The 25,268-nt window shown below is 55.0% G+C and carries 27 protein-coding genes; 18 read left to right on the forward strand and 9 right to left on the reverse strand.

The genetic code is table 11. The annotated features are described in order from the left end of the window. Positions 1–66: 66 nt before the first annotated feature. Positions 67–819, reverse strand: a complete 753-nt coding sequence (gene gloB / locus LG204_RS09915; RefSeq protein WP_230337115.1) for a hydroxyacylglutathione hydrolase — start codon at positions 817–819, stop codon at positions 67–69. Between the two features lie 28 nt (positions 820–847). Between gloB and LG204_RS09920 the strand changes: the two genes are divergently transcribed. Genes LG204_RS09920 through rfbD form a run of 7 tightly spaced genes read left to right on the forward strand, consistent with a single transcriptional unit; the run spans position 848 to position 6,174 of the window. Next, complete coding sequence (locus tag LG204_RS09920; RefSeq protein WP_230337116.1) at positions 848–1,567, forward strand: class I SAM-dependent methyltransferase; 720 nt, start codon at positions 848–850, stop codon at positions 1,565–1,567. Between the two features lie 2 nt (positions 1,568–1,569). Beyond that, entirely contained in the window at positions 1,570–2,034 is a 465-nt protein-coding gene (gene rnhA, locus LG204_RS09925) for a ribonuclease HI (protein ID WP_230337117.1), read from the forward strand. Further along, the gene (dnaQ, locus tag LG204_RS09930) at positions 2,031–2,735 is read left to right on the forward strand and encodes a DNA polymerase III subunit epsilon (RefSeq protein WP_230337118.1); all 705 of its coding nucleotides are present in this window, start codon (positions 2,031–2,033) and stop codon (positions 2,733–2,735) included. The genes rnhA and dnaQ overlap by 4 nt, the downstream gene beginning before the upstream one ends. A gap of 15 nt (positions 2,736–2,750) precedes the next feature. Next, positions 2,751–3,827, forward strand: a complete 1,077-nt coding sequence (gene rfbB / locus LG204_RS09935) for a dTDP-glucose 4,6-dehydratase (protein ID WP_230337119.1) — start codon at positions 2,751–2,753, stop codon at positions 3,825–3,827. After that, on the forward strand, positions 3,824–4,702 hold the full coding sequence (gene rfbA, locus LG204_RS09940; protein WP_230337120.1) for a glucose-1-phosphate thymidylyltransferase RfbA: 879 nt from the start codon (positions 3,824–3,826) through the stop codon (positions 4,700–4,702). The genes rfbB and rfbA overlap by 4 nt, the downstream gene beginning before the upstream one ends. Continuing rightward, positions 4,702–5,247, forward strand: a complete 546-nt coding sequence (rfbC, locus tag LG204_RS09945) for a dTDP-4-dehydrorhamnose 3,5-epimerase (protein ID WP_230337121.1) — start codon at positions 4,702–4,704, stop codon at positions 5,245–5,247. Before rfbA ends, rfbC begins: the two co-directional genes overlap by 1 nt. A 21-nt stretch (positions 5,248–5,268) precedes the next feature. After that, positions 5,269–6,174 carry a dTDP-4-dehydrorhamnose reductase gene (gene rfbD / locus LG204_RS09950; RefSeq protein WP_230337122.1) on the forward strand — a complete coding sequence of 302 codons (906 nt, stop codon included), beginning with the start codon at positions 5,269–5,271 and terminating at the stop codon, positions 6,172–6,174. A gap of 84 nt (positions 6,175–6,258) precedes the next feature. On the opposite strand, the gene queD is transcribed toward rfbD, so the two are convergent. From queD to LG204_RS09975, 5 genes are all read right to left on the reverse strand, one after another. Next, on the reverse strand, positions 6,259–6,699 hold the full coding sequence (queD, locus tag LG204_RS09955) for a 6-carboxytetrahydropterin synthase QueD (RefSeq protein ID WP_230337123.1): 441 nt from the start codon (positions 6,697–6,699) through the stop codon (positions 6,259–6,261). Between the two features lie 95 nt (positions 6,700–6,794). Continuing rightward, positions 6,795–7,712, reverse strand: a complete 918-nt coding sequence (locus LG204_RS09960; protein ID WP_230337124.1) for a histone deacetylase family protein — start codon at positions 7,710–7,712, stop codon at positions 6,795–6,797. 138 nt (positions 7,713–7,850) lie between these two features. Next, complete coding sequence (gene rsgA / locus LG204_RS09965) at positions 7,851–8,729, reverse strand: ribosome small subunit-dependent GTPase A (RefSeq protein WP_230337125.1); 879 nt, start codon at positions 8,727–8,729, stop codon at positions 7,851–7,853. A gap of 47 nt (positions 8,730–8,776) precedes the next feature. After that, complete coding sequence (locus LG204_RS09970; RefSeq protein ID WP_230337126.1) at positions 8,777–9,085, reverse strand: cytochrome c; 309 nt, start codon at positions 9,083–9,085, stop codon at positions 8,777–8,779. A gap of 16 nt (positions 9,086–9,101) precedes the next feature. Continuing rightward, entirely contained in the window at positions 9,102–10,346 is a 1,245-nt protein-coding gene (locus tag LG204_RS09975) for a M48 family metallopeptidase (RefSeq protein WP_230337127.1), read from the reverse strand. Positions 10,347–10,453: 107 nt separating this feature from the next. Here LG204_RS09975 and orn point away from each other — a divergent pair, with 107 nt between their 5' ends. Next, positions 10,454–11,002 carry an oligoribonuclease gene (gene orn, locus LG204_RS09980; RefSeq protein WP_230337128.1) on the forward strand — a complete coding sequence of 183 codons (549 nt, stop codon included), beginning with the start codon at positions 10,454–10,456 and terminating at the stop codon, positions 11,000–11,002. Between the two features lie 243 nt (positions 11,003–11,245). Here orn and glgA read toward each other — a convergent pair whose 3' ends face one another. Together glgA and LG204_RS09990 are read right to left on the reverse strand one after the other, a co-directional pair. Then, on the reverse strand, positions 11,246–12,727 hold the full coding sequence (gene glgA, locus LG204_RS09985; RefSeq protein WP_230337129.1) for a glycogen synthase GlgA: 1,482 nt from the start codon (positions 12,725–12,727) through the stop codon (positions 11,246–11,248). 140 nt (positions 12,728–12,867) lie between these two features. Further along, a complete protein-coding gene (locus LG204_RS09990) occupies positions 12,868–14,124 on the reverse strand; it encodes a putative Na+/H+ antiporter (RefSeq protein WP_230337130.1) in 1,257 nt (418 codons plus the stop codon). Between the two features lie 163 nt (positions 14,125–14,287). Here LG204_RS09990 and ppc point away from each other — a divergent pair, with 163 nt between their 5' ends. The 10 genes from ppc to LG204_RS10040 all read left to right on the forward strand — a co-directional run bounded on the left by ppc (position 14,288) and on the right by LG204_RS10040 (position 24,441). Then, positions 14,288–17,068, forward strand: coding sequence for a phosphoenolpyruvate carboxylase (gene ppc, locus LG204_RS09995; RefSeq protein ID WP_230337131.1), 2,781 nt, complete (start codon positions 14,288–14,290; stop codon positions 17,066–17,068). Positions 17,069–17,207: 139 nt separating this feature from the next. Then, positions 17,208–17,585: a 30S ribosomal protein S6 gene (rpsF, locus tag LG204_RS10000; RefSeq protein WP_013442289.1), complete on the forward strand. Its 378-nt coding sequence runs from the start codon at positions 17,208–17,210 to the stop codon at positions 17,583–17,585. Next, on the forward strand, positions 17,586–17,897 hold the full coding sequence (gene priB / locus LG204_RS10005) for a primosomal replication protein N (protein ID WP_013442288.1): 312 nt from the start codon (positions 17,586–17,588) through the stop codon (positions 17,895–17,897). It begins immediately after the preceding gene. A 19-nt stretch (positions 17,898–17,916) separates the two neighbouring features. Next, positions 17,917–18,144, forward strand: a complete 228-nt coding sequence (gene rpsR, locus LG204_RS10010) for a 30S ribosomal protein S18 (protein ID WP_013442287.1) — start codon at positions 17,917–17,919, stop codon at positions 18,142–18,144. Between the two features lie 11 nt (positions 18,145–18,155). Next, positions 18,156–18,605 (forward strand): 50S ribosomal protein L9, encoded by a 450-nt coding sequence (gene rplI, locus LG204_RS10015; RefSeq protein WP_230337132.1) that lies wholly within the window; start codon positions 18,156–18,158, stop codon positions 18,603–18,605. Positions 18,606–18,719: 114 nt separating this feature from the next. Beyond that, complete coding sequence (locus LG204_RS10020; protein ID WP_230337133.1) at positions 18,720–19,895, forward strand: cystathionine beta-lyase; 1,176 nt, start codon at positions 18,720–18,722, stop codon at positions 19,893–19,895. A gap of 60 nt (positions 19,896–19,955) precedes the next feature. Beyond that, positions 19,956–21,338: a replicative DNA helicase gene (gene dnaB / locus LG204_RS10025; protein ID WP_230337134.1), complete on the forward strand. Its 1,383-nt coding sequence runs from the start codon at positions 19,956–19,958 to the stop codon at positions 21,336–21,338. 15 nt (positions 21,339–21,353) lie between these two features. Beyond that, a complete protein-coding gene (gene alr / locus LG204_RS10030; RefSeq protein ID WP_230337135.1) occupies positions 21,354–22,424 on the forward strand; it encodes an alanine racemase in 1,071 nt (356 codons plus the stop codon). Beyond that, the gene (gene radA / locus LG204_RS10035) at positions 22,417–23,775 is read left to right on the forward strand and encodes a DNA repair protein RadA (protein ID WP_230337136.1); all 1,359 of its coding nucleotides are present in this window, start codon (positions 22,417–22,419) and stop codon (positions 23,773–23,775) included. Before alr ends, radA begins: the two co-directional genes overlap by 8 nt. Positions 23,776–23,796: 21 nt before the next feature. Beyond that, complete coding sequence (locus tag LG204_RS10040; protein WP_230337137.1) at positions 23,797–24,441, forward strand: HAD family hydrolase; 645 nt, start codon at positions 23,797–23,799, stop codon at positions 24,439–24,441. 29 nt (positions 24,442–24,470) lie between these two features. Here LG204_RS10040 and LG204_RS10045 read toward each other — a convergent pair whose 3' ends face one another. Continuing rightward, complete coding sequence (locus LG204_RS10045; RefSeq protein WP_230337138.1) at positions 24,471–25,100, reverse strand: DUF2238 domain-containing protein; 630 nt, start codon at positions 25,098–25,100, stop codon at positions 24,471–24,473. Positions 25,101–25,268 lie beyond the last annotated feature (168 nt).

Below are 25,268 nucleotides of genomic sequence, written 5' to 3' on the forward strand. Positions count from 1 at the left end.
GTAGCCAATGGGCACCTCTCAAGTCAAGGCAAAGTTCAGCTTTAACATGTTCGATTATGTTAATGATTAAAAATGATTTCTCATTTCCCGGATAGCCGTAAAAACTGCTAGAGGATTTGCTTCATGTATGCCAGCGGCATGTTGTATGGCCGGGCTTCCGCAGCGCAGGAAAGGATTGCTGTCACGCTCGATGGCCAATGTGCTGGGAAGGCTGGGCAAGCCTTTCTGCCGCAACTTGGCTACTTGAGCCTGTCTAGCCAGCAGGGCGGTGTTGGTCGGGTCCAGCCGTCTGGCAAATTTCAAATTGTGTTCGGTGTATTCATGCGTGCAATAGACCGAGGTTTCTGCCGGCAGATGTGCCAGCTTATTCAGCGAATCCAGCATCTGTGCGGGTGTACCCTCAAACAGGCGCCCGCAGCCAGCGCTAAAGAGGGTATCGCCACAGAATAGAAGCTTTGCGCCATAATAGGCCACATGTCCGAGCGTATGGCCAGGGACCTCAAGCACTGTCAGCTTCAAGGGTAAGAAGTCGAGCTCTATCTGATCGCCCTCATGCACCGGCTGATGTGTAAAGGCATAGTTCTCGCGTGCCGGGGCATATACCCGAGCCCCGGTTTCATATTGAAGTCGTTCTACGCCGCCAATATGGTCGTTATGATGGTGGGTGATGAGAATAGTGTGCAGCTGGAGCCCGGATGTGGCTAATTGCCGCAGCACTGGTTCGGCATCGCCCGGATCAACCACCGCTGCCTGACCGTGGGCATGGAGCAACCAGATGTAATTATCTGAAAAAGCCGGAATAGGGATGATGTCATGCATAGTGCGATACTTCGATGTTGAGGAATAAATGTCAATAGACGATCAGGAGTCATGGCTGGCAAAGCCTATTGGCGCGTATCTGCTGGAACGAGAGCAATGCCTGTTCGACCAGGCGGTGGCGGATGTGTTCGGCTTTAATGCCTTGCAACTGGGGTTGCCCCAGGCCAATTTGCTGCAGCAATGCCGTATGCCTTTTATGTTCCATACCGACCATGAGCACGGCGAAGTGCTCAGCGACTCCACCCAACTGCCTTTTTCTGCCAATACCATCGATCTGTTGCTTATGCCGCACACCCTCGATTTCAGCGAGGACCCACATCAGACCTTGCGCGAAGCCGAGCGGGTGCTGGTTGCCGAAGGGCATCTCATGATCAGTGGCTTTAATCCACTCAGCAGTTGGGGGATAAAGCGCATGCTGGGCAAGCGCCAAGGATATCCCTGGCATGGCAACTTTTTACCTTTGCTGCGCATTAAGGATTGGCTAGCCTTGCTGGGTTTTGAGATAATCAGCACCGGCATGACCTGTTATGCGCCACCTTGGGTCAGCGCGCGCTGGCTGGAACGCAGCCGTTTTCTGGACAGGGCCGGTGGGCGCTGGTGGCCAATGCGAGGTGGCGTCTATTTCGTGGTCGCCCGCAAACGCGTGCTGGGCATGCGAGTGATCCGTCCCAACTGGAATGCTGCCAGACTCAAACCCCGGCTGGTGGCATCGCCCAGCCAGAAAATCAAACGAAATCGAGACAAGTGAATATGGCAGTTGAAGAAGGTAGCGTCATCATTTACGCCGATGGCGCATGTAAAGGTAATCCTGGCCCCGGCGGCTGGGGAGCATGGCTGGCGATGGGCGGCCATGAAAAGGAAATGTGTGGCGGAGAGTTGCTCACTACAAACAATCGCATGGAGCTGACTGCCGTTATTCGTGCATTGCAGGCATTGAAACGTCCTTGCCAGGTCAAAATCTACACCGATTCAGTTTACGTTCAAAAAGGCATCACTGAGTGGATGAAAGGCTGGAAGGCCCGCAACTGGCGCACCAGCGATAAAAAACCCGTCAAGAACGAAGATCTCTGGCGTGAGCTGGATCAAACCGTACAGCCACATGATATTGAGTGGCTGTGGGTGAAGGGACACGCGGGCAATGTGGGCAATGAGCGCGCCGATGCATTGGCCAATCAGGGCGTATTACTGGCACTGGAGGCTAAGGAGCAAGCATGAGACAGATATTTCTGGATACGGAAACCACCGGCCTTTATCCCGCGCAGGGCCATCGCATCATTGAAATTGCCGCGGTGGAGGTGATCAATCGTCGTATTACCAGCCAGCATTACCATGTCTACCTCAATCCCGATCGCGAGATTGATGCTGGAGCACAGGAAGTCCACGGTATTACCCTGGAGTTTCTGCAGGATAAACCGCGCTTTGCCGATGTCGTCGGCGAGTTTCTGGACTTTGTGCAGAATTCTGAGCTGATTATTCATAATGCCCCGTTCGATGTGGGCTTCCTGAATGCCGAGTTGGGTCGCATCGAGAAACCCGGTATTGAATCCGTCGCCAGTGGCATTATCGATACCCTGAAAATGGCCAAGGAAATGCGACCCGGGCAGCGCAATAATCTGGACGCACTGTGCCGCCATTTTGGCATTGATAACTCCAAGCGTACCTTGCACGGCGCCTTGCTGGATGCCGAGCTGCTGGCGGATGTGTATCTGGCGATGACTCGCGGCCAGGAGAGTTTGATCATCGATATGCTGGATAGTCCCGTGCATAACGATGATAATGACACCCTTCATATACAAACCATCTCGAAAAAAGTGCTGCTGGCGGATGAGACGGAAGCGGCGGCCCATCAGCAATATCTGCAAGGCCTTGCCAAGGGTGGTACTTGCATCTGGCAAGAGCTGCAACAAGCTGAATAATCGAAAGATAACACCTTGAATAACACGATTATAGTGACCGGAGGCGCTGGATTTATCGGCGCCAATTTTGTACTGGACTGGCTGGCAGCCGATCTGGGGCGTGTGGTAAATCTGGACAAACTCACCTATGCGGGCAACCTGCAGAATCTGGAGGCCGTGCAGCAGCATCCAGACCATATTTTTGTCCATGGTGATATTGGCGACCGGGCATTGGTGGCAAAGTTGCTGGTCGAGCACAAACCCCGTGCCATTCTCAATTTCGCCGCTGAAAGCCATGTTGATCGCTCCATCCATGGGCCGGAAGACTTTATCCAGACCAATGTCGTCGGCACTTTTCACCTGCTGGAGGAAACCCGCCAGTACTGGAGCAGTCTGGATACTGCGGAGCAGGCTGCATTCCGCTTTCTGCATGTATCGACAGATGAGGTTTATGGCACTCTGGCGGCGCATGATCCGGCCTTTACCGAGACTACGCCTTATGCGCCGAATAGCCCTTACTCGGCATCCAAGGCCGCTTCTGACCATCTGGTACGCGCATATCAGCATACTTACGGCCTGCCTACCTTAACTACCAACTGTTCCAACAATTACGGCCCGTATCATTTTCCTGAAAAACTCATTCCGCTTTGCCTGCTGAATGCCCTGGCGGGCAAGCCATTGCCTATCTATGGCGACGGTCAGCAGATTCGCGACTGGCTTTATGTGAAAGACCATTGCAGTGCCATTCGCCGTGTGCTGGAAGCCGGGCGGGTAGGTGAAACCTATAACGTCGGTGGCTGGAATGAAAAGGCCAATCTGGACGTGGTGCAGTTGCTGTGTGAGATGTTGGACAGGCTGCAGCCACGTGAGGATGGTCGCAGTTACCGCGATCAGATTACCTTTGTTAAAGACAGGCCAGGGCATGACCGTCGTTATGCCATTGACGCCAGCAAGCTATACAGCGAGCTGGGCTGGAAGCCACAGGAAAGTTTTGAAACCGGTATCCGTAAAACGGTGGCCTGGTATCTGGAGCATCAGGATTGGGTCAATAACGTCAACTCTGGTGAATATCGTCGCTGGCTGGATCAGCATTATGCGGAGACCGCAGCATGAGAAAAGGCATTATCCTCGCCGGAGGCTCCGGCACGCGGCTCTACCCTGTGACGCAGGCAGTATCCAAACAGCTGTTGCCGGTCTACGACAAGCCCATGGTGTACTACCCGCTATCGACGCTCATGCTGTCGGGTATCCGCGATATCCTGCTGATTTCCACTCCGCAGGACACGCCGCGTTTCCAGCAGCTGCTGGGCGATGGCAGCCAGTGGGGCATTCATATTCAGTATGCCGTCCAGGCATCGCCAGACGGGCTGGCCCAAGCGTTTCTGATTGGTCGTGAATTTTTGGGCAATGCACCCAGCACGCTGGTCCTGGGGGACAATATTTTCTATGGGCATGATCTGGGCAGCGACCTGCATGCCGCAGCGCATCGCACCAGTGGTGCCACGGTATTTGCTTATCCGGTGAATGATCCTGAACGCTACGGCGTGGTGGAATTCAATGACCAAGGCCAGGCGGTCAGCCTGGAAGAAAAGCCAGTGAAGCCTAAATCCCGTTACGCGGTCACCGGGCTTTATTTCTACGATAACCAGGTAAGCGATATCGCAGCGTCGCTCAAGCCATCGCCACGTGGTGAGCTTGAAATCACCGACATCAACAGCCATTACCTGACTGCGGGCCAGCTAAAAGTGGAAGTGATGGGGCGTGGTCATGCCTGGCTCGATACCGGCACGCACGAGTCCTTGCTGGAAGCTTCCCTGTTTATTGAAACCATTGAAAAACGGCAAGGCCTGAAAGTGGCTTGCCCGGAAGAAATTGCCTATCGCATGGGCTATATCGATGCCGCCAAGGTGGAAGAGATTGCCGCTTTGTATAGCAAGAATGGCTACGGCCAATATCTGACGCGCATGCTGAAAGAAAGGGTGTTTTGATGCAAGTCGTTGCAACTGATTTACCAGATGTACTGATTTTTGAACCCAAGGTGTTTGGCGATGCACGTGGGTTCTTTTTTGAGAGCTACAACCAGAATACATTTGAAGCCTTGACGGGCCTGAAACGCAATTTTGTGCAGGATAATCATTCTGCTTCGGCCAAGGGCGTTTTGCGTGGACTGCATTATCAGATTCGCCAGCCACAGGGCAAGCTGGTGCGGGTGGTGGCGGGTGAAGTGCTGGATGTGGCTGTGGATATGCGTAAAAACTCCCCCAGCTTTGGACGCTGGACCAGTGCCATCCTCTCGGCAGAAAATCGCCGGCAGATGTGGGTGCCAGAAGGCTTTGCACATGGATTTGTCGTGTTATCCGAGTTTGCCGAGTTTCTGTACAAAACCACCGATTTTTACGCCCCCGAGCATGAGTGCTGCATACGCTGGGATGATCCTACGCTGAATGTGGACTGGCAGTTGACCGCGCCGCCTGCGCTTTCTGCCAAAGACAGCCGCGGACTGAATTTTCTGTCAGCGCCTTGTTTTGATTAGTTTTTCCGTGAATATCCTCCATTGAGTCCTCCTCGTATCTTTCTTACCGGCATTCATGGTCAGGTTGGCCATGCATTGCAGCCCATACTATCTACCTGGGGCACAGTAACTGCCCTGGATCGCGCGGCGCTGGACTTGTCTGATGAGGCCGCCATCCGTAAAACTGTACGGGCGTTGCGGCCGGAGGTGATTGTGAATCCGGCGGCCTATACCGCGGTGGACAAGGCCGAATCCGAGCCCGACCTGGCATATGCCATTAATGCCGAAGCGCCGCGCATCCTGGCGGAAGAGGCTGCAGCGCTGGGCGCGCGCATGGTGCATTACTCAACCGATTATGTATTTGATGGCCGGGCCAATAAGCCTTATCGCGAAACGGACATGACCAATCCTCTTGGCGTCTATGGCGCGAGCAAGCTGGCGGGAGAAAAGGCCGTGCAACAGGCCGGTGCGCAACATCTGATCCTGCGTACCAGCTGGGTATATGGCGCCTATGGCAAGAATTTCTTGCATACCATCATACGGCTCGCCCGCGAGCGCGATAGCCTGGGCATCGTCTCCGATCAAATCGGCGCGCCAACTAGCAGTCATGATATCGCTACCACAACGCTCACCCTGCTGAAAACCTGGCAACAGCAGCGCAGTGGCATTTATCACCTTACCAACAGCGGATACACCAGCTGGCATGGTTTTGCCGTTGCCATCCTGCAAGCATACGAAGTCTTGCAGACCGAGCGCGGCTGGCAACCATTGCGCGTGTCTTCCGAGGCGGTGAGGGCGATTGCGACGGCTGAATATCCCACCCCGGCTGCCAGGCCTACCAATTCAAGGCTGGATGGCGATTTGCTGGAGCAGGATTGGGGTCTTAGGTTGCCAGATTGGCGACAGGCACTGATGCAGGTGATGGAAACACCCGCACTGTTAGGCTAAAGCTTGGTGGGCAAGATAGCTTGATTACAAGCCAGTGCTAAGCTTGCCTATGAAAATTGCCTGAGGGATGTGGGTTTTTAAAGCTCAGGAGAAGGCATCGGCCCAGCTGTTAGGCGTTTCATACAAACGTACGCGCTCCAGCTTGAGGTGATTGCCATACACATCCTGATAGCGGCTATTGAGGATACGAAACGCTTCAGCCGCCATATTCTCAGCGGTCGGCACGCTATCCATCACCACAGTCTTGTGATTGAGCAGACTGTTGAGGAAGTTCAGCACATCCGTATCGCCTTTGTAGACCAGAAACGCATGATCCCATACGTCCACCACACTGTCGCGGGCAATCGCTTTTACGTCGGAGAAGTCCATCACCATGCCATTGTCGGAGCTGCCATCCTGCTGGATGATATCGCCTGACAGGGTAATTTCCATGGCATAACGATGGCCGTGCAGATTGCGGCATTGGCTTTTGTGGCAGGGGATGCGGTGACCGGCATCAAATTCAAGGCGGGTAGTGATTTGCATGCCGCGATTATAGCAGGTGTCGCCTCGTGGCTGTCTCCACCCCGGCGCGAATTTCTATGAAAAACAGAGCGCTTGTCAGGATATCTTGCCCATGTTCAGAGCAGGCCTTGCACATGCGCGACGGCACTTTCTGCCAAAGCGGGCAGGGCATAACCCCCTTCCAGCACCGAGACGATGCGTCCTTGCGCATGCTGATCGGCTATCTTTCTGGCAAAGGCCGTTACCCAGCTGTAATCTTCGATTTCCAATTTCAATCCAGCTAGCGGGTCATCCCGATGCGCATCAAACCCGGCGGAGATCATGATCAATTGTGGTTTGAAGCGAGCAAGCGCCGGGGCGATTTCGCTTTCCAGTGCTTCCCGGAATGCTTGTCCAGTCGTACCCGCAGGCAGCGGAACATTAATCATGGTGGCGCTGCGCGTATCGGCCCCGCGGTGCGGATAAAAGGGATGCTGAAACGTGGAGCACAGCATGACATGGGGGTTGGCGCGAAAAATCTCCTCGGTACCATCGCCATGGTGGACATCGAAATCCAGAATAGCCACACGGTCCAGTTTGTGCTGACTCAAGGCATGCGCTGTGGCGACCGCCACATGATTGAAGATGCAGAAGCCCGCAGCGTGGCCACGCCCAGCATGATGCCCAGGCGGCCGTGTGCAGCAGAAGGCGCGCTGCGCCTTGCCTGACATTACCAAGTCTACTCCAAGGATGGCAGCACCACTGGCATGCAGGCAAGCTGACAGCGTCATCGGCCCCATGGCCGTATCCGCATCCAGCTGCACCAGCCCCGCTGGAGGCGAAAGCTGGCGTATGCGGGTAACGTAATCCGGGCTGTGTACGCGTGTCAGTTGCGTATCAGTGGCGGCAGGGGCCTCATACAAGCTCAGTTGCTTGATAAGGCCGCTGGCCGCGAGGGCTTCATGGATCGCCGTGATGCGGGCGGGGGATTCCGGGTGTTTGCCATCCATCACATGCAACAGGCTGTCCGGATGGCTGATCATGGCAGTGGTCATGGGGACGACTCCAGTCTGAATGATGAAGAGGTGTCATCGACTGGGACAGTTCAACTGAATTGGCTGTTCCCGTCCAATCCTCAGCTTTCCATATATTGCCTGTCCATCTCAATGGCCTATCAGAAAAACCTGAGGCAGCTAGCGCAACAGCTCTTGTGCCATGGATTGGTAATATTGCAGGCGGTCGGGGTGAATTTCATGCCGCTCCGCCGCCTCTCTTAGCGCGCAATCTGGCTCCTGCAGGTGGCGGCAATTATTGAACCGGCATTTGCCGAGGTAAGGACGGAATTCGATGAACGCGCGCTCCAGGGCTTCAATGTCGAGATGATGCAGGCCAAATTCCTGCAGGCCGGGGGAGTCGATCAAATGGCTATCGACATCCAAGTGATAGAGGTGGGCGGCAGTGGTGGTGTGTTTGCCGCTATCCAGCACTTGCGAGACTTCCTGCGTGCGTACCTGCTGGCCTGGCAGCAGGGCGTTGACGATCGTCGATTTCCCCATGCCGGATTGGCCTACCAGTACGCTGGTGTGTCCCTGCAATAAAGGCCGCAATGGACTGATGTCCTCATGCGCTGACATATGCAGCACACGGTACCCCAAAGCTTCATAACGCTGCAGCTTGGCCATGGCCTCCTGCTTGTCACCCAGGTCGCATTTGTTGAGCACAATCACGACTTCGATGCCCGCTGCTTCCGCCGCCAGCAGGCAACGGTTAAGCAACTCTTCGTAAAAGCTGGGCGTGGTAGCCAGCACGATAATGATCTGGGTAACATTGGCGGCCAGCAGTTTGCTGCGGAAGGCATTGCTGCGATAGAGCAGGCTGGTGCGAGGATCATTGCTCTCAATCACGCCCTCGGCGGTGTCGGTGAGCTTGATATTGACGCAATCACCGCAGGCCAGATCGGTTTTCTTGCCGCGTGTGACGCAGCTGATTTCGCGACCATCATTTAACTCTACGCCATAGCGCTTGCCATAAGCGGCGACGACTAGGCCATGTTGCAATTCTTGATTTTTCAAAGGGGCATTTCAGTCAGTGGCGATAGGGCATGATACCCGGCTGAGGGTTATTGATCGAATTTGTAGTAGGTCTGGTTGAGGTAGCGGGCCACATGCAGCTCTTCATCCTCAAACCATTTCATGCCGAGCATGGTGTTGCAATTGCGGATCTGCGCCAATAAACCACGGGAAGTTTTTACCAGACGATGTTCGCGCGTGTAGATGGCGGAACCATCACCCCCGTATTTGCTGGCATGGCACTGTATGCAGTTTTTCTCCACCATGGTTTTGCCGATGGCAGCATCGCCTTCGGCAAAAGGCTCGGCATGCGCGCTCATTGTCAGGCTGAGCAGCAAAAGCAGGAACGATGTGCGCATGACGAGCTCTCCGATCTTATTTGACCGCCAGCTTGGCAATACGGATGCTAGCCGGTGGGTGTGAGTCATAAAACGCCGAGTGCAATGGATCAGGCGTCAGGGTGGAAGCATTATCGCGGTACAGCTTGACCAGTGCCTCAATCAGATGGCGCGCATTGGCGTGCTTGGCCGCGTAGTTATCGGCTTCAAACTCGTTTTTACGCGAGTAGCTTGCCATCAGCGGACGTAGCAGGAAGAGGAACACCGGGCTTACCAGCAAGAATAGCAGCAACGCCATGTAATCGCTGGTCTCGCTTACCCCCAGGCCGGTATAAAACCACGCCTGTTGCTTGAGCCAGCCCAGCAGGGCAAGGCCGACAAAGGTGACAAAGAACATGAGCAGAATGCGTTTGATCACATGGTGATGCTTGAAGTGGCCAAGCTCATGTGCCAGCACCGCTTCAATCTCGTCCTCATCCAGCCGGTCGAGCAGGGTATCAAAAAACACCACGCGTTTGCTGGAGCCAAAGCCTGTGAAATACGCATTCCCATGGCTACTGCGTGTAGAGCCATCCATCACGAACAAGCCTTGCGACTTGAAGCCGCATTTGGTGAGCAGGGTTTCAATGCGTGACTTCAGTGAAACATCGGCCAGCGGAGTAAACTTGTTGAACAGTGGGGCAATAAAGGTCGGGTACACCGCCAACATCAGCAGGTTGAATACACTCCAGACCACCCAGAGATAAAGCCACCAGTAATCCCCCGCGCCCTGCATCAGCCAGAGCGCTGCAAACAGCAGCGGAGCGCCGAGCAGCAAGCCTACTACCGCATGCTTGACCATGTCGGTGAAAAACATGGCAGGCGTCATTTTGTTGAAGCCAAAGCGTTGATCGACAACAAAGGCCTTGTAGTAGTCAAACGGCAACTCCACCAGACTGCTGACGATCATGGCAGACAAAATGACGGCAGCACCGCGCAAAATCTCATGATTGGCCAATGCATTGCGCCACAGGCTGTCAATCAGCTCCAGGCCGCCGCCCAAGGTTAACGCTGCAAGCAAGATGGCTTGCGCCACACTTTCACTGAGCATCAGCCGGGTTTTGGCCGCTGAATAGTCGGCGGCCTTCTGGTGCGCTTCAATACTGATGGTTTGGCTGAAGGCAGCAGGTACGGCAATACGGTGCGCAATGATGTGGCGTATATGTCGACGGCCCAGCCAGAGCTTGATAGCGGTGGTCAGGATCAACAGGGCGGAGAAGATGAGGGTAAGAGTCGAGGCCATAGTGTCGTGGTTTTTCAGTTAAACTTATAGGGTACTGCCGTATGAAACATCGTCCCGGCGAAGGTTCAGCGAATTCGCTGCATTAGCCTATTTTAATGGAAATCATTATGTCACAAGATCAAAATAACCTCATCTGGCTGGATATGGAAATGAGCGGCCTGCTGCCTGATAGCGACCGCATTCTCGAGCTGGCTGCCGTCGTCACTGACGCCGATTTGAATATATTGGGGGAGTCACCCGTGCTGGTGGTGCACCAGTCCGATGCCGTGCTGGATGGCATGGATGCCTGGAACAAGGGAACTCATGGGAAATCGGGGCTGATTGACAAGGTCAAGGCATCGACGCTGGATGAAGTATCTGCTTCGCAACAGATGATTGAATTTTTGAAACAGTATGTCCCTGCAGGCAAGTCGCCTATGTGTGGCAATTCCATCTGTCAGGATAGACGGTTCATGGCGCGTTACATGCCGGAACTGGAATCGTATTTCCATTACCGCAATCTGGATGTGAGCGTGTTCAAGGAATTGGCACGTCGCTGGAAACCCAGTATTCACGGCGGTTTCAAGAAGGCCAGCAAGCATGAAGCGCTGGCGGATATCTATGAGTCTATTGATGAGCTTAAGTACTATCGCGAGCATTTCTTGAAGCTGGATTGATAGCTGACCTATACAGCCTCAAAAAAATAGGGTGCCCGCAAGCACCCTTTAAGTGAGGAGAAGTCAAGCTTTGGAAGAAGCTCACTCACCACCAAGCATGTTGTATGCCATGGATTTCCATTCGTGAGTGAGCTTGTGAAACTGAAGCTCGGCGTCACTATAGGTGGTCAATATGACAGCCAAATGAAAAAGCCTGATGGCTCCCATCAGGCTTTTTCATTTTAATGTAATAAATTATTAATATCAGGCAATGCTTTGATATACATTAATATATGCCTTCGCACTTTGCTTCCATCCCAAATCTCGGCGCATGCCGTTTTGCTGTATTTTTCTCCAGTTTTCTTGGTCATGAAAGTAGTTGATTGCGCGTCGCAGCGTGTTGTACAGCTCGGTGGTGTCGGCAGCATCCATGATGAATCCTGTGGCGGTTTGTGCTTGCAGGCTGGCTGGAGTGGTGTCGATGATGGAGTCAGCCAGGCCGCCGGTACGATTCACCACTGGCGGTGTGCCATAGCGCATGCCGTACATCTGATTGAGCCCACATGGCTCAAAGCGTGACGGCATGACGAAAATATCGGCGCCTGCCATGATGTGATGCGAGAGGGCTTCGTTGTAACCAATGCTCACGCTGACCGAGCCAGGATGACGCTGCGCAAGCGCACGAAAACCTTGCTCCAATGCAGCTTCTCCGCCGCCCAGCAGCACCAGCTGGCATTGCTGCTCGGTAATCAGCGCATCGGCAATCGGCAACAGCATGTCGAGCCCCTTTTGGTGTGTCAGGCGGCTGACAACACCCAGCAATGGTCGCTGTGCTGCTGGTTCCAGGCCTTGCTGCTGTTGCAATGCCAGTTTCACAGCCTGCTTCTTTGGCAGCGTGCTTTGATCATAGGCTTGCGCCAGATGCACGTCGGCGGCGGGGTTCCATTCGTCCACATCGATGCCATTCAGAATCCCGCGTATCTCGGTGCCCCGTTCCGCCAGCAAACCCTGCATGCCGAAACCGAATTCCGGCGTCTGGATTTCCCGCGCGTAAGTCGGGCTCACTGTCACCAGCGCATCGGCGTAAAACACACCGGCTTTGAGGAAGGACATTTGCCCGTAATATTCCAGCCCCTGCATCTGGTAGCTGTCCGCTGGCAAGCCCAGACGGGCTACCCATTCCTGACCAAAGCAACCTTGAAATGCCAGGTTGTGGATGCCGAATACGCAGCGCGCCCGGCGCACGCTGGGCTGGGCGCGGATATGAAATTGCATGTAAGCCGGGGTAAGGCCGGTTTGCCAGTCGTTGCATTGCACAATATCGGGAATCCAGTCCTGAAGGGGGCTGTCGCTACAGCCCAGCCTCGCTGCAATCATGGACAGTACGCCGAAGCGCACCGGATTATCTTCCCAGTCGCGGCCCGTGGTATCCAGATAGGGGTTGCCTGCACGCTGGTAGAGGCTGGGGCAGTCAATGGCAAGCACCTCGACGCCGGTATCCGGCATTTTCCCCAGCACCAGACTGGCACGGCCAACATAAGGCAGGTCTTGCAGTTCCAGTACCTTGGTCTGGTCTTGCAGTTTTTTCATGACAGAGGGGTAGCCAGGGATCAGTAACCTGACATCTTCGCCTTGATCCCGCAATGCTGCAGGAAGCGAGCCACTGACATCGGCCAGGCCGCCAGTTTTAATGAGGGGGTGGGCTTCTGAGCTAACAAAAAGAATACGCAATCGAGCGACTTTCATCGTAATAAATACAGAAATGCCAAGATCGAATTTCCTGACGAGCAGGGGAGTGGCAAATCATCATACTGACCCGTCCCTTGCACGGCAAGTTGGACTTAAGCAGCCAAAAAACGCACCGATCATGGCGGGTTTGCACTCGTTTAGAGCATGAAAAAACACACAATCGCCACCAGCGTCGGCGGCAAGGCGCCGAGCAACAGTTGCCCTGCGCCTATGGAGGCATCCTGAAAGCCATTTTTCAGCAAGGCGACCCCGGCTGGGTTGGGTGCGTTGGCAATCACGGTGAGGCCGCCACCTGCCACAGCACCAGCGACCAGCATGTATTTCGATTCGTCTGAAATGCCCATGATCAGCGATCCCAGATAAGTGAGGGCGGCGTTATCTGTGACGGCAGTCAATGCAACGGCGCCAAAGAATAGCGCGACAGGTTCAAGGCTCGCCACGATGGGTTGCAGCCACCATTGCTGCATGCCGCCCAGCACGACCAGACCGGCCAGAAAGAAGCCGACCAGCAGGCCTTCCTTCAGGATCAATGGGTTCTGGTAACGTTCGTAAGCCTGGGTGAAGCCCAGGAACAGCAGGAACAAGCCCATGAAAATGACCGGGTGATGGGCAAACATGACCACGCCCGCCAGAAACAGGAAATGGATGCCGGATACCAGCACCGGCGTTTTTTGGCCTGGGCTGGCTGCCCCGGCAGGTGCCTGGCCAAGATGCTTGCGCAGCATGATGGTGATGATGGTGGCATTGAATAACACGGCTATGGCTGCTTTCCAGCCAAAATGGGCCAGCATGAAGGCGCTATCCCATTGCCAGGTGGCGGCGACCATCAGCACAGGCGGTGCCGCGAACGATGTCAGCGTGCCGCCGATGGAAATGTTGACGAACAGCACGCCAAGCGCTGCGTATTTCAACCACTCAGGGATGCCATGGCGAAAAACCTGTGGCGCCAGCATCAGTGCTGCCAACGTCATGGCGGCAGGCTCGGTGATAAAGGAACCCACCAGCGGCACAATGGCCAGGCTAAGCCAGGCCTGAGCCACGGCAGTATTCATAGGCAATAGCCGTGCGATCACTGCAATGATTTGCTGCACGGCCTGCAGAACGGGTTTGGATGCCGCCACGACCATGACGACGAAGACAAACAGCGGCTCGGTGTAATGCCGGGATTCGGCGTACTCAATGGCTTGCTCGCCGCCTGCCATGACCCCCATTAGCCCAATCAATATAAAAGCCCAGAAACCGAATACGACCTCTACTTCGCCCAGTAAATGTAGGAGCCCGGCATGGCGTGGGTGGCGATGAGCCAGGCTCTCGAAGAATTTGGCGCTAAAGGTATGAAGCAGGGCAATGCCAAAAATGATGGCGGCGGTGATTTGAATCGACGTCGGGCTCAAACGGTAATCTCCGTTACAGGTGGGCGTGGTTTTATTATAGAGGGAATTCTGTTGCAATTAGACGAGACTGGTCGCCGTTGCTAAATTTGGATCGTTTATTGCTTCATCAGGGTAAGCCACAAAAGGTATGAATAAAGTGTTGATGGTTATTGGGGAGCATGGAATGACAAGCCGGATTTATAGCCATAACGAAAAACTGCTGCGTGAAAACATACGCTACCTCGGTCGAGTGCTGGGGGAAGTGATTAAAAGCAAAGAGGGTGAAGCGACATTCGACCGTATTGAGGCAATACGAACAGCCGCGGTCAATTTTCATCGGCATGGCAATGCCAAGGCGGCCAAGAGCCTGGAAAAGCTGCTCAAGACATTGACGGTGGAGCAGGCGATCCCAGTGATACGGGCTTTCAGTTACTTCAAGCATCTGGTCAATATTGCCGAGGATTTGCATGCGCATCAGCAAAGCCGTCTGGTGGAAGATCAGGCCGTGCCGGGCATGCTGACGCATTCGTTGCAGAAACTGGCGGCCAGTGATCTGGGCGCGGCGGAAATTGGCGATTTTTTTGCCAATGCGCTGATTTCGCCGGTGCTGACGGCGCACCCCACCGAAGTGCAGCGGAAAAGCATACTGGATACCGAGCGGGCGCTTTCCCTGCTGCTGGTTGAAAAGAGCAATGTGGTGTCCATCCGCGAGGCAGAGCGCAACGAGCGCATGATTGTGGGCGCGATTACGACATTGTGGCAGACCCGGATTCTGCGCTTCAGCAAGCTCACTGTGGCCAATGAAATCGAAAACGCGCTCAGCTATTACCGCATGACTTTCCTGCAAGTGATTCCGGAGCTGATGCAGGATTTTGAAAATGACCTGCGCTATGTATTTGCCGATAAGTTGAGCCCGGAATACAAGCTGCCATCGTTTTTGCAGATGGGCAGCTGGATAGGCGGCGATCGTGATGGCAATCCATTCGTCAATGGCGCCACGTTGGAGCAGGCCATTATTCAGCAGTCGGCTACGGCTTTTTCCTATTATCTCGAGCAGGTGGAGGCTTTGCGCTCGGAGCTTTCGCTGTCCACCCGTCTCGTGGACGTGACTCCTGCGCTGGTCAGGCTGGCAGAGGCATCCGGGGAGCAATCCCTGCATCGGCAGGATGAAACCTATCGACTGGCACTCAACGGCATACACGCACGCCTGGCACAAACGGCCAAGCTGCTGGTGAACGAGCGGGGCGATGTGCGGCGTGAGATCAGCGCCATCCCGTATACAAGTGCCGAGGCCTTACTGGCCGACATGAATGTGATTGCGGAGTCGCTGCAAAGCCAGCAGGGCGAGGCGCTGATTTATCCGCGACTGGGCAAGCTGATCAAGGCCATCGAAACCTTCGGGTTTCACCTTGCCACGGTGGATTTGCGGCAAAGCTCTGATGTACATGAGCTGGTGATCAAGGAGCTTTTTCTCAAGGCCGGGCAGGACTTCAACTACGCTACGCTGGATGAAGATGAAAAAGTGGAAGTGTTGCTGGAGGAGCTCAAGCAGCCACGCTTGCTGTTTTCGCCGTTTCAGCAGTATTCGGAGCTGGTGCAGTCTGAAATGGAGGTGCTGCAAAAGGCACGCGGTATACGCGCCGGATACGGCAAGCGCGCCATACGTCAGTACATCATTTCCCATACCGAGACCTTGTCTGACCTGCTCGAAGTAGCTCTGCTGCAGAAAGAAACCGGCATGTTGCGCGGGGTTTGGGGCTCGGCCAAGGTGCAGATGGACCTCAATATCGTCCCGTTGTTTGAAACCATCGCCGACTTGCGGCATGCGCCCATGATCATGGGGCAATGGCTTAGCCTGCTGGGAATTCGCCATCTGCTGCGGCATCAGGGCAATGAGCAGGAAATCATGCTGGGCTATTCGGACAGTAACAAGGATGGTGGATTCCTGACCTCCAACTGGGAGCTGTACAAAGCCGAAATCTCGCTGGTGGAGTTGTTCCGTCAGGCCAATGTGCGGCTACGGTTGTTCCATGGTCGCGGCGGCACGGTGGGTCGCGGCGGCGGCCCCACCTATCAGGCCATTATGGCGCAGCCGCAAGGCACGGTGGATGGGCAAATCCGCCTGACAGAGCAGGGCGAGATCATTGCCAATAAATACTCGGAACCGCGTGTCGGCCGTCAGCACCTGGAAACGCTGGTGGCGGCAACCATTGATGGCTCGCTGTTTCCGCCTGACCCTTTGCTGGCAAAAAAGCGGCGCTCTTTCGAGATCATCATGGAAGGTTTGTCGGCGACGGCCATGACCGCATACCGAACCCTAGTGTATGAAACAGCCGGGTTTGCCGAGTATTTCTTTAATGCCACGCCTATCTCGGAAATCGCCGAGCTCAACATAGGCAGCCGTCCCGCCTCGCGCAAGGCAACGCAGCGCATCGAAGATCTGCGCGCCATCCCCTGGGGATTTTCCTGGGGCCAATGTCGCCTGCTGCTGCCGGGCTGGTTTGGCGTAGGTAGCGCCATCCATGAGTATCTGTTCATTGAGGACAAGCTGCAGCCTGCGCGGCTCAAAACCCTGCATGACATGCTGGAGCAATGGCCACTGTTCCGCAGCCTGATTTCCAATGTGGACATGGTGCTGGCCAAGACCGATCTTGCCGTGGCGCAGCGTTATTCCATGCTGGTGCCGGACAAGAAACTGCGTGAAGGCATTTTTGCCGCCATTGAGCGTGAATATCAGTTGACGACTGAAGCGCTCAATTTGCTGCTGAATAGCACAGAGCGCCTGAGCAGCAATCCGGCCTTGGCCAACTCCATTCAAAATCGCCTGCCATACCTCGATCCGCTCAATCACTTGCAGGTCGAGCTCATCAGGCAATACCGTCAGGGCGCGACCAATGACCGGGTCAAGCTGGCGATACATCTCACCATCAATGGCATTGCCGCCGGGCTGCGCAATACCGGATAATACCGTGCTGATGGGGCTGTCCTTGCAATAAAGCCGCAAAAACATTGCCTTGGGGGTGGAAGCTCGCTATAATCGCGGGCTTTCCACCTTGCCTTACCGTTGTCGCAAACGGGAGGCTGCTAACCCAAAAGGAGTGTTTATGCGACATTATGAAGTAGTGTTCATCGTCCATCCGGACCAGAGCGAACAAGTGCCAGCCATGATCGAGCGTTACCGTACCCTGGTAACTTCCAACGGCGGCGCTATCCACCGTCTGGAAGACTGGGGCCGTCGTCAACTGGCTTACCCTATCCAGAAAATTCACAAGGCACACTACGTGCTGATGAATATCGAATGCAATCAAACCGTGCTGGAAGAGCTTGAGCATGCATTCAAGTTCAATGACGCCGTTCTGCGTCATCTGACCATTGCGACCAAAGAAGCCGTTGTTGCTCCATCCCCCATGATGAAGGAAGAAAAATCCAAGTCATTGCTGGGCAAGGATGAAGCCGCTCCTGCTGAGGAAGCTGCTGCTTAATTGAGTTCTACCACGCTGGAGGCTAATCAGTTAGTCATCGCGGGCGAAGTGGTGCAGATTGCAGAGCTTCGTTACACGCCAGCAGGAATACCGTTGTTGAGTTTTACCCTGCAGCATATCTCGGAAAAAACCGAGGCAGGCATGCAGCGCAGAGTCGAGTGTGCAGTGCCCGTAATTGCGATGGGCTCCATCGCAGAGCAGCACAAGCACCTCAAGGAAGGAACCAAGGCCCGTGCGGCCGGATTCCTCGCCAAGCGCAGCATGAAAAGCACACAGCTGGTATTGCACATTACTACATTAGAGATAATCTGAATTTAGAAAGAGGTTCATCATGGCACGTGATATGTTCAAACGCCGCCGCTACTGCCGTTTCTCGGCAGAGGGCATTAAAGAAGTAGACTACAAGGATGTAGATCTGCTGAAAGATTTCATCAACGAAAACGGCAAGATCATCCCTGCACGCATTACCGGCACCAAGGCCCGTTATCAGCGTCAGCTGACCACCGCCGTCAAGCGCGCCCGTTTCCTGGCGCTGCTGCCATACACCGATAAGCACTAAGGGGATACGTCATGCAAGTTATTCTGTTGGAAAAAGTCGTTAACCTGGGTAACCTCGGTGACATCGTTAAGGTAAAAGACGGTTACGGCCGTAACTTTCTGATTCCTCAAGGCAAGGCAAAGCGCGCTACGGAAGCCAACAAGGCTGAATTCGCTGCACGCCGCGCTGAACTGGAAAAGCAACAGGCTGAACTGCTGGTTGCTGCCCAGAAGCGTGCTGAAGCACTGGTTGAGTACGTATTGGCTGTGAGCCAGAAGGCTGGCGTTGATGGCCGTCTGTTTGGTTCCGTTACCAACGGCGACATCGCTGAAGCGCTGACTGCCAAGGGTGTACAAGTGGCCAAGGCTGAAGTGCGTATGCCTAACGGTCCTCTGAAGACCATTGGCGATCACTCTGTCAGCATCGCGCTGCATCACGATGTTGTTGTAGATATCACCGTTTCAGTGGCTGGCGAAGCTTAATTCTTCGTTTTGCACTGAATAAAAAAAGGCTGCCTGCGGGTGGCCTTTTTTTATGGCTGATAAAGCCATTGGGTTAAACTTGCCCGCTTAGTGTCTTTAATCACGAGTATCTGCATGTCAAACAAACCTTCCAGCTGGACTGCCTTAATTCAGCCCGATGAACTGGCGCAGTCCGACAATTGCACCTCACATTTCTCCAGCCTGGTAGGCAGCATGGAGCGGGCTTCGACCGTGGTCTTTCCCGATGTGAAAAGCATGCGCGAGCGTGACTGGCGCAATAAATCGCAATACAGCTATGGCCTGCTGGGGACGCCAACAACGCGCCGGCTGGAGCGCAAGCTTGCGCTTATTGATAATGTAAAACATGCGTTGTTGCTACCTTCAGGGCTGGCTGCTGTCAGCCTGATTTTTCTGGCACTGCTTAAAACCGGCGAGCGCGTGCTGTTACCGCGCAATGCCTACCAGCCAGGGGCTGATCTTGCCCGTATGCTGGCCGGGCGTTTTGGCATAGAGGTGGATTTTTACGATCCCTTGCAGCCGGAAGCCTTGCCCTTGACCGCCAATACGCGTTTGCTATGGGTGGAAACGCCGGGGTCGGTGACCATGGAAGTGGCTGATCTCAAGCGGCTGGCGGAGCTGGCGCATGCGCGCGGTGTGCTGGTGGCAGCGGATGCCACCTGGTCTGCCGGGATTGCCCAGAATGTATTTGCCCTGGGCGCCGATATCGGCATGCAGGCGCTGACCAAATATCAGTCCGGCGGCAGTGATGTCATGATGGGCAGCGTCAGCACCGATGATGATGCCTTGCATGAGCTGTTGCTTAAAACCCATATGCAGCTTGGGCTGGGGGTAAGCCCCGAAGATTGCCAGCTGGTGTTGCGCAGCTTGCCGCATTACCGTTTGCGGTATCTCGCGCAAGATGCATCCGCCCGTAAGCTCGCCCATTGGCTGGCCGCGCAACCGTGCATAGAGCTGGTGTTGCATCCCGCTTTGCCCAGTTGCCCTGGACATGTCGTTTGGCAACGTGATTTCACTGCCGCGGCCAGTCTGTTTTCGGTGCTGTTCAAACCGGAGATTTCGCAGGCAGGCATAGATGCTTTTGTCGAAGCGCTGGCGCTGTTTCATATTGGCTACAGCTGGGGAGGGGCCGTCAGCCTGGCTATCCCTTACGATGTGCATGATCGTTACCCGCAAAGTGGCGGCCTGGTGCGTTTTTATGTCGGGCTGGAAGAGGTGGACGACCTCATTGCCGATGTGCAGCAGGCATTGGCAAAGACGATAGATATGTAAAAAAACAGTGGATATCTGACAAGCGTGATTTTCCCAAGGCCGCGCTTGTTATAATGCGGCATGGCTGACGATATCCTTGAATCACTGAAACTCCCCCCTCATTCGGTTGAAGCCGAGCAGTCCGTGCTGGGCGGTTTGCTGCTGGAAAATGAGGCGATAGACCGCATAGCTGACCTGCTGGGGCCAGCCGATTTTTACCGGCATGATCATCGCCTTATTTTTGAACATATTGCACGGCTGATTGAGCGCAACAAACCCGCAGACATCGTCACCGTTGCCGAATCGCTGGAAAACTCTGCCGAGTTATCCGGTGTGGGTGGTATCGCCTATCTGGGTGCTCTGGCCCAAAATACCCCGACAGCCGCCAACATCCGCCGCTATGCAGAAATCGTGCATGAGCGTGCCGTCATGCGCAAGCTGGTTGAAGTGGGGTCCGGCATTGCCGAGAGTGCTTACAACCCGCAGGGGCGCGATGCCCAGCAATTGCTGGACGAAGCCGAAGCCAAGATATTCCAGATCGCAGAAGGCGGCCGTAAAACCTCGCAAGGCTTCTTGGACATGAAGACTATTCTACCCAAGGTGGCAGACCGTATTGATTACCTCTACCAGCGCGAGAATCAGGGTGGCGTGACGGGTGTGCCCACCGGATTCAGCGATCTGGACGAACGTACTTCCGGCTTCCAGCCTGGCGACCTGATTATTGTCGCAGGTCGCCCATCCATGGGTAAAACAGCCTTCTCGCTGAATATTGCCGAAAACGTGGCGCTGGAAACCAAGCTGCCAGTCGCCGTATTTTCGATGGAAATGGCGGCCACCCAACTGGCAGCCCGTATGATTGGTTCAGTGGGACGCCTGGATCAGCATCGCATGCGTAACGGTAACTTGGAGGACGAGGATTGGGTGCGCCTGACCACGGCGCTCGGCAAGTTGAATGATGCCCCGGTATTCATTGACGAAGGCGCGGGCCTTAGCTCGTTTGAAGTCCGCGCGCGCGCGCGGCGTCTGCATCGCCAGACCGGCAAGCTGGGCTTGATAGTGGTCGACTATTTGCAGCTGATGACCGGAGCCACTGGCCGCCAGAATGAAAACAGGGCCACGGAAATCTCGGAAATATCCCGCTCGCTCAAGGCCTTGGCGAAGGAGCTTGATGTTCCAGTTGTAGCATTGTCCCAGCTCAACCGCGGCCTGGAGCAGCGGACTGATAAACGTCCGGTCATGTCCGACTTGCGTGAATCCGGCGCTATTGAGCAGGATGCCGACTTGATTCTGTTCATCTATCGCGATGAAGTCTATAACCCTGATTCACAGGATAAAGGCACGGCGGAAATCATTATCGCCAAGCAACGTAACGGCCCGATTGGTCGCGTACGTCTGACTTTTATGGGCCAATTCACGCGATTCGAGAATCACGTCTCTGGCAGTTCCTTCCAGGACGAATATTAATTTCCATCGGTTTTCATGCGCCCTATTACCGCCACTATTCATCTCGCTGCATTGCAGCATAATCTGCGCCGCGTTCGGCACTATGCCCCTAAGACGCGGACCATGGCTGTGGTCAAGGCCAATGGCTACGGCCATGGCCTGTTGCATGTGGCGCGCGGCCTGGCTGAGGCGGATGGTTTTGCCGTCTTGCGTTTGCAGGAGGCGCTGGAGTTGCGCGCGGCCGGTTACCGGCAAACCCTGCTGCTGCTGGAGGGGGTGTTTGAGTCTACCGAGCTGAATGCCGCTGCCGATGCCGGGATATCCATCGTCGTGCACGCTGATCACCAGATTGCCATGCTGGAGCAGGCAAGCTTGCCTGTTCCCATTGCCGTGTTTGTTAAAATGAATACCGGTATGAACCGCCTTGGTTTTATGCCGCAGGCATTTGCATCCGCTGTTGCACGGTTGGCCACTTGCGCACAGGTGGGCAGTATTACCCTGATGACCCATTTTGCCACGGCCGATGAAGCCCCCGGTATTGCCACGGCCTTGCAGCGATTTGAAGCTGGTGCCCAAGGGCTGGATTATCCGAAATCCCTTGCTAACTCGGCTGCCATTTTGCGCCATCCTGAAAGTCATGCCGACTGGGTGCGCCCTGGCATCATGCTTTATGGCGCGACACCAGTGCAAGCGGTCGCGGCTGCAAACTATGGCTTGCAGGCGGTGATGCATCTGCAATCGGAATTGATTGCCGTGCAGACCTTGCCCCCCGGAGAGAGCCTCGGCTACGGCGCCACGTTTGTGGCCGAGCGCGAAACCAAGGTTGGGATAGTGGCTTGTGGCTATGCCGATGGCTACCCGCGCCACGCCCCTGGCGGTACGCCCATTGCAGTGGCCGGGCAGGTGAGCAAGACTCTGGGGCGGGTTTCCATGGATATGCTGTTTGTCGATATCACGGATATTCCAGCGGCTGATATCGGCAGCCCCGTTGAACTATGGGGCGCAACCATCCCCGTGGATGCCGTAGCGGAAGCTTGCGGAACGGTGGGCTACGAGCTGCTTTGCGCGGTGACTTCACGTGTTAATTTCAAGGTCGTGCATGGCTAAGGCAAAAACCGTTTATACCTGTACCGAGTGCGGGGCTTCATCTCCAAAATGGCAAGGCCAGTGCCCGAGCTGCATGGCATGGAACACCCTGGTCGAGAGCATTGCGGAAGCGCCGACAGCCAATCGCTATGCGGCATTGGCGCAGACCGCCGGCTTGCAAAAGCTCGCTGAGGTAGAGGCGGCCGAAGTGCCGCGCCAGCCTTCTGGCATCGGCGAGTTTGACCGCGTGCTGGGCGGTGGCCTGGTCGCGGGCGGCGTAGTGCTGATCGGGGGCGACCCCGGCATAGGCAAGTCCACCTTGCTGTTGCAGACACTTTGCCACGTTGGCCATCTGCGTAAAGCCATTTACGTTAGCGGCGAGGAGTCTGCGCAGCAGATTGCCATGCGTGCCCGCCGTCTGGGGCTGGATGCTGGCCCGATTGATCTGTTGGCCGAAATTCAGCTGGAAAAAATTCTGGCGACCCTGCAGACCCACAAGCCGGATATTGCGGTCATCGATTCCATTCAGACCATTTATTCCGAGGCGCTGCAGTCGGCCCCTGGCTCGGTAGCGCAAGTGCGGGAATGTTCGGCCCAATTGACCCGTGCCGCCAAGCAACTGGGGATCACGGTGATTTTGGTAGGCCATGTGACCAAGGAGGGCTCACTCGCCGGACCACGTGTGCTGGAGCATATTGTCGATACTGTGCTGTACTTCGAGGGCGACCCCAACTCCAGTTTCCGCCTGATTCGCGCGTTCAAAAACCGCTTTGGTGCGGTCAATGAGCTGGGTGTATTCGCCATGACAGAGAAGGGCTTGCGCGAGGTAAGCAATCCATCGGCGCTGTTTCTTTCACACCACGCTGAGCAAGTAGCTGGCTCTTGCATTACCGTCACTCAAGAAGGCTCACGGCCGCTCTTGGTCGAGATACAGGCGCTGGTCGATGAAGCGCATGCGCCCAATCCCAAGCGCCTTTGCGTAGGGCTGGAGCAGAATCGGTTGGCTATGCTGCTGGCCGTGCTGCATCGCCACGCGGGTGTTGCCTGCTTTGATCAGGATGTGTTTATCAATGCGGTGGGTGGCGTGCGGATCAGTGAGCCGGCAGTCGATTTGGCTGTATTACTTGCCATTGTTTCTTCGTTAAAAAACAAACCACTGCATAATAAACTGATTGTATTTGGTGAAGTTGGACTGGCGGGCGAGGTGCGTCCGGTGCAGCGTGGTCAGGAGCGCCTGAAGGAAGCTGCCAAACTCGGATTTACCCATGCCATCGTGCCCAAAGCAAATGCACCCAAGCAAGCCATTCCGGATTTGACGGTGATCGCCGTCGAGCGCCTCGACCAAGCCTTGCAGAAAATTAAAGAAATTTAATGAAGTGATCAATGTAACGCCATGAAAAATATAATTTTTGATCTTGACGGTACATTGATCGATTCGTCGAGCAGCATACTTGGCAGTTTTGCTGAGGCTTTTCGCCAACACGGCATAACGCCTGCCCGACCACTGACGCCGGAGCTGATCGGCCCTCCCTTGATGCAGACCCTGTCGCTGATTGCCGGACACGATGACGCCGATACACTGGCCGCACTGGCGCAGGCTTTCAAACAGCATTACGACAGTGAAGGTTACAAGCAGACCACGGTATTCCCCGACATTGAACCCATGCTGGCGTTACTTGCCCGTGATCACAATCTCTACATTGGTACCAATAAGCGTATTTATCCCACCCGCCGCATTCTGGAACATCTGGGCTGGGGAGCATATTTCCAGGAAGTGTATGCGCTCGATTATTTTCATCCCGCCGTGCCGAGCAAAGCGGCAATGGTGGGCAATATTGTTGCAGCCCATGACATGAATAAAGCCGAGACCATGTATATCGGCGATCGTGTGGAAGACGGGATGGCGGCAGAGGCCAATCAACTGGCCTTTGCCATGGTGACGTGGGGCTATCTGGACCCTTCGTCGGGCGATATGCAAGCGCATTGGCTGACGTTTGAGCAGCCGCAGGCCCTGGCGCAAGCGATCGCCAAGCAGTAAGCAGACTTCATCGCAACGCTCTTGTGCCTTTAGTGCTTGTCTTGGCGGTTGATTTCCAGTGACTGCATCTGCCGGTCATGCCACTTGGACAAGACCAGTAGTGCTACGATGGCGCCTATCATGGCGCAGAACATATCTGATTGTGTGTCCCACACATCGCCTTGCGTCCCCAGAAACTCATCAGCCCCTTGCCCCATGGCAACGGCAGCTGCCCATTCAATCAACTCATAAACCGAGCTGATGGCGAGCGCAATCGCCACGCACAGAAATGCCGTCATGCGGCGGCTGGTGAGATAGCGCATGCGCAGCAGTATCTCACGGGCGATCAATGCTGGCACAAAGCCTTGCATCAGATGGCCCAGTTTGTCGTACGGGTTGCGATCAAGCCCAAACCAATCCTGCACGTAAAAACCGATGGGCACACGGGCGTAGGTATAAGTGCCGCCGACAATGAGTACCCAGGCATGCAAGCCAATCAGCACGTAAAGCAGATTGGTGAGCCTGAATTGACGATAAGTGGCCGTCAGCAAGGGCAGGGCAATCATGACTGGCAGCGTTTCCATCAGCCATGTGAGGCGGTCATAGGGAGTGATGCCGGATACCAGCAAGGCGAGCAATACGCCAAAGGCAAAGGTAAGGGGAAGTTTGGTAGTTTGCATGATCACGCTCTTGTTGGCAGGTGGTGCATCATAGCCAGCCTGGCGCGCTGCGACAATGCTGCTTTGTGCGCTGGATCATGGGCTACCCACAGCTGGCAGCTTGCGGTATATTTCATACAAGGCCGCTAACAAGCGGCTTTTCTCAAGCTGGCCTTTTCATTTGAATCA

Source organism: Methylovorus menthalis (genome assembly GCF_020523625.1).
GTDB lineage: Bacteria > Pseudomonadota > Gammaproteobacteria > Burkholderiales > Methylophilaceae > Methylovorus > Methylovorus menthalis.

Excerpts from the sequence above, each read along its gene's own strand:
- LG204_RS10020 (WP_230337133.1), top strand. The coding sequence starts at position 18,720 with ATGTCAAACAAACCTTCCAGCTGGACTGCCTTAATTCAGCCCGATGAA.
- alr (WP_230337135.1), top strand. The coding sequence starts at position 21,354 with ATGCGCCCTATTACCGCCACTATTCATCTCGCTGCATTGCAGCATAAT.
- dnaQ (WP_230337118.1), top strand. The coding sequence starts at position 2,031 with ATGAGACAGATATTTCTGGATACGGAAACCACCGGCCTTTATCCCGCG.
- ppc (WP_230337131.1), top strand. The coding sequence starts at position 14,288 with ATGACAAGCCGGATTTATAGCCATAACGAAAAACTGCTGCGTGAAAAC.
- LG204_RS09920 (WP_230337116.1), top strand. The coding sequence starts at position 848 with ATGTCAATAGACGATCAGGAGTCATGGCTGGCAAAGCCTATTGGCGCG.
- rfbC (WP_230337121.1), top strand. The coding sequence starts at position 4,702 with ATGCAAGTCGTTGCAACTGATTTACCAGATGTACTGATTTTTGAACCC.
- radA (WP_230337136.1), top strand. The coding sequence starts at position 22,417 with ATGGCTAAGGCAAAAACCGTTTATACCTGTACCGAGTGCGGGGCTTCA.
- rfbA (WP_230337120.1), top strand. The coding sequence starts at position 3,824 with ATGAGAAAAGGCATTATCCTCGCCGGAGGCTCCGGCACGCGGCTCTAC.
- rnhA (WP_230337117.1), top strand. The coding sequence starts at position 1,570 with ATGGCAGTTGAAGAAGGTAGCGTCATCATTTACGCCGATGGCGCATGT.
- LG204_RS09970 (WP_230337126.1), bottom strand. The coding sequence starts at position 9,085 with ATGCGCACATCGTTCCTGCTTTTGCTGCTCAGCCTGACAATGAGCGCG.
- LG204_RS09960 (WP_230337124.1), bottom strand. The coding sequence starts at position 7,712 with ATGACCACTGCCATGATCAGCCATCCGGACAGCCTGTTGCATGTGATG.
- rpsF (WP_013442289.1), top strand. The coding sequence starts at position 17,208 with ATGCGACATTATGAAGTAGTGTTCATCGTCCATCCGGACCAGAGCGAA.
- LG204_RS10045 (WP_230337138.1), bottom strand. The coding sequence starts at position 25,100 with ATGCAAACTACCAAACTTCCCCTTACCTTTGCCTTTGGCGTATTGCTC.
- gloB (WP_230337115.1), bottom strand. The coding sequence starts at position 819 with ATGCATGACATCATCCCTATTCCGGCTTTTTCAGATAATTACATCTGG.
- queD (WP_230337123.1), bottom strand. The coding sequence starts at position 6,699 with ATGCAAATCACTACCCGCCTTGAATTTGATGCCGGTCACCGCATCCCC.
- glgA (WP_230337129.1), bottom strand. The coding sequence starts at position 12,727 with ATGAAAGTCGCTCGATTGCGTATTCTTTTTGTTAGCTCAGAAGCCCAC.
- dnaB (WP_230337134.1), top strand. The coding sequence starts at position 19,956 with ATGGCTGACGATATCCTTGAATCACTGAAACTCCCCCCTCATTCGGTT.
- LG204_RS10040 (WP_230337137.1), top strand. The coding sequence starts at position 23,797 with ATGAAAAATATAATTTTTGATCTTGACGGTACATTGATCGATTCGTCG.
- rplI (WP_230337132.1), top strand. The coding sequence starts at position 18,156 with ATGCAAGTTATTCTGTTGGAAAAAGTCGTTAACCTGGGTAACCTCGGT.
- orn (WP_230337128.1), top strand. The coding sequence starts at position 10,454 with ATGTCACAAGATCAAAATAACCTCATCTGGCTGGATATGGAAATGAGC.
- LG204_RS09975 (WP_230337127.1), bottom strand. The coding sequence starts at position 10,346 with ATGGCCTCGACTCTTACCCTCATCTTCTCCGCCCTGTTGATCCTGACC.
- rpsR (WP_013442287.1), top strand. The coding sequence starts at position 17,917 with ATGGCACGTGATATGTTCAAACGCCGCCGCTACTGCCGTTTCTCGGCA.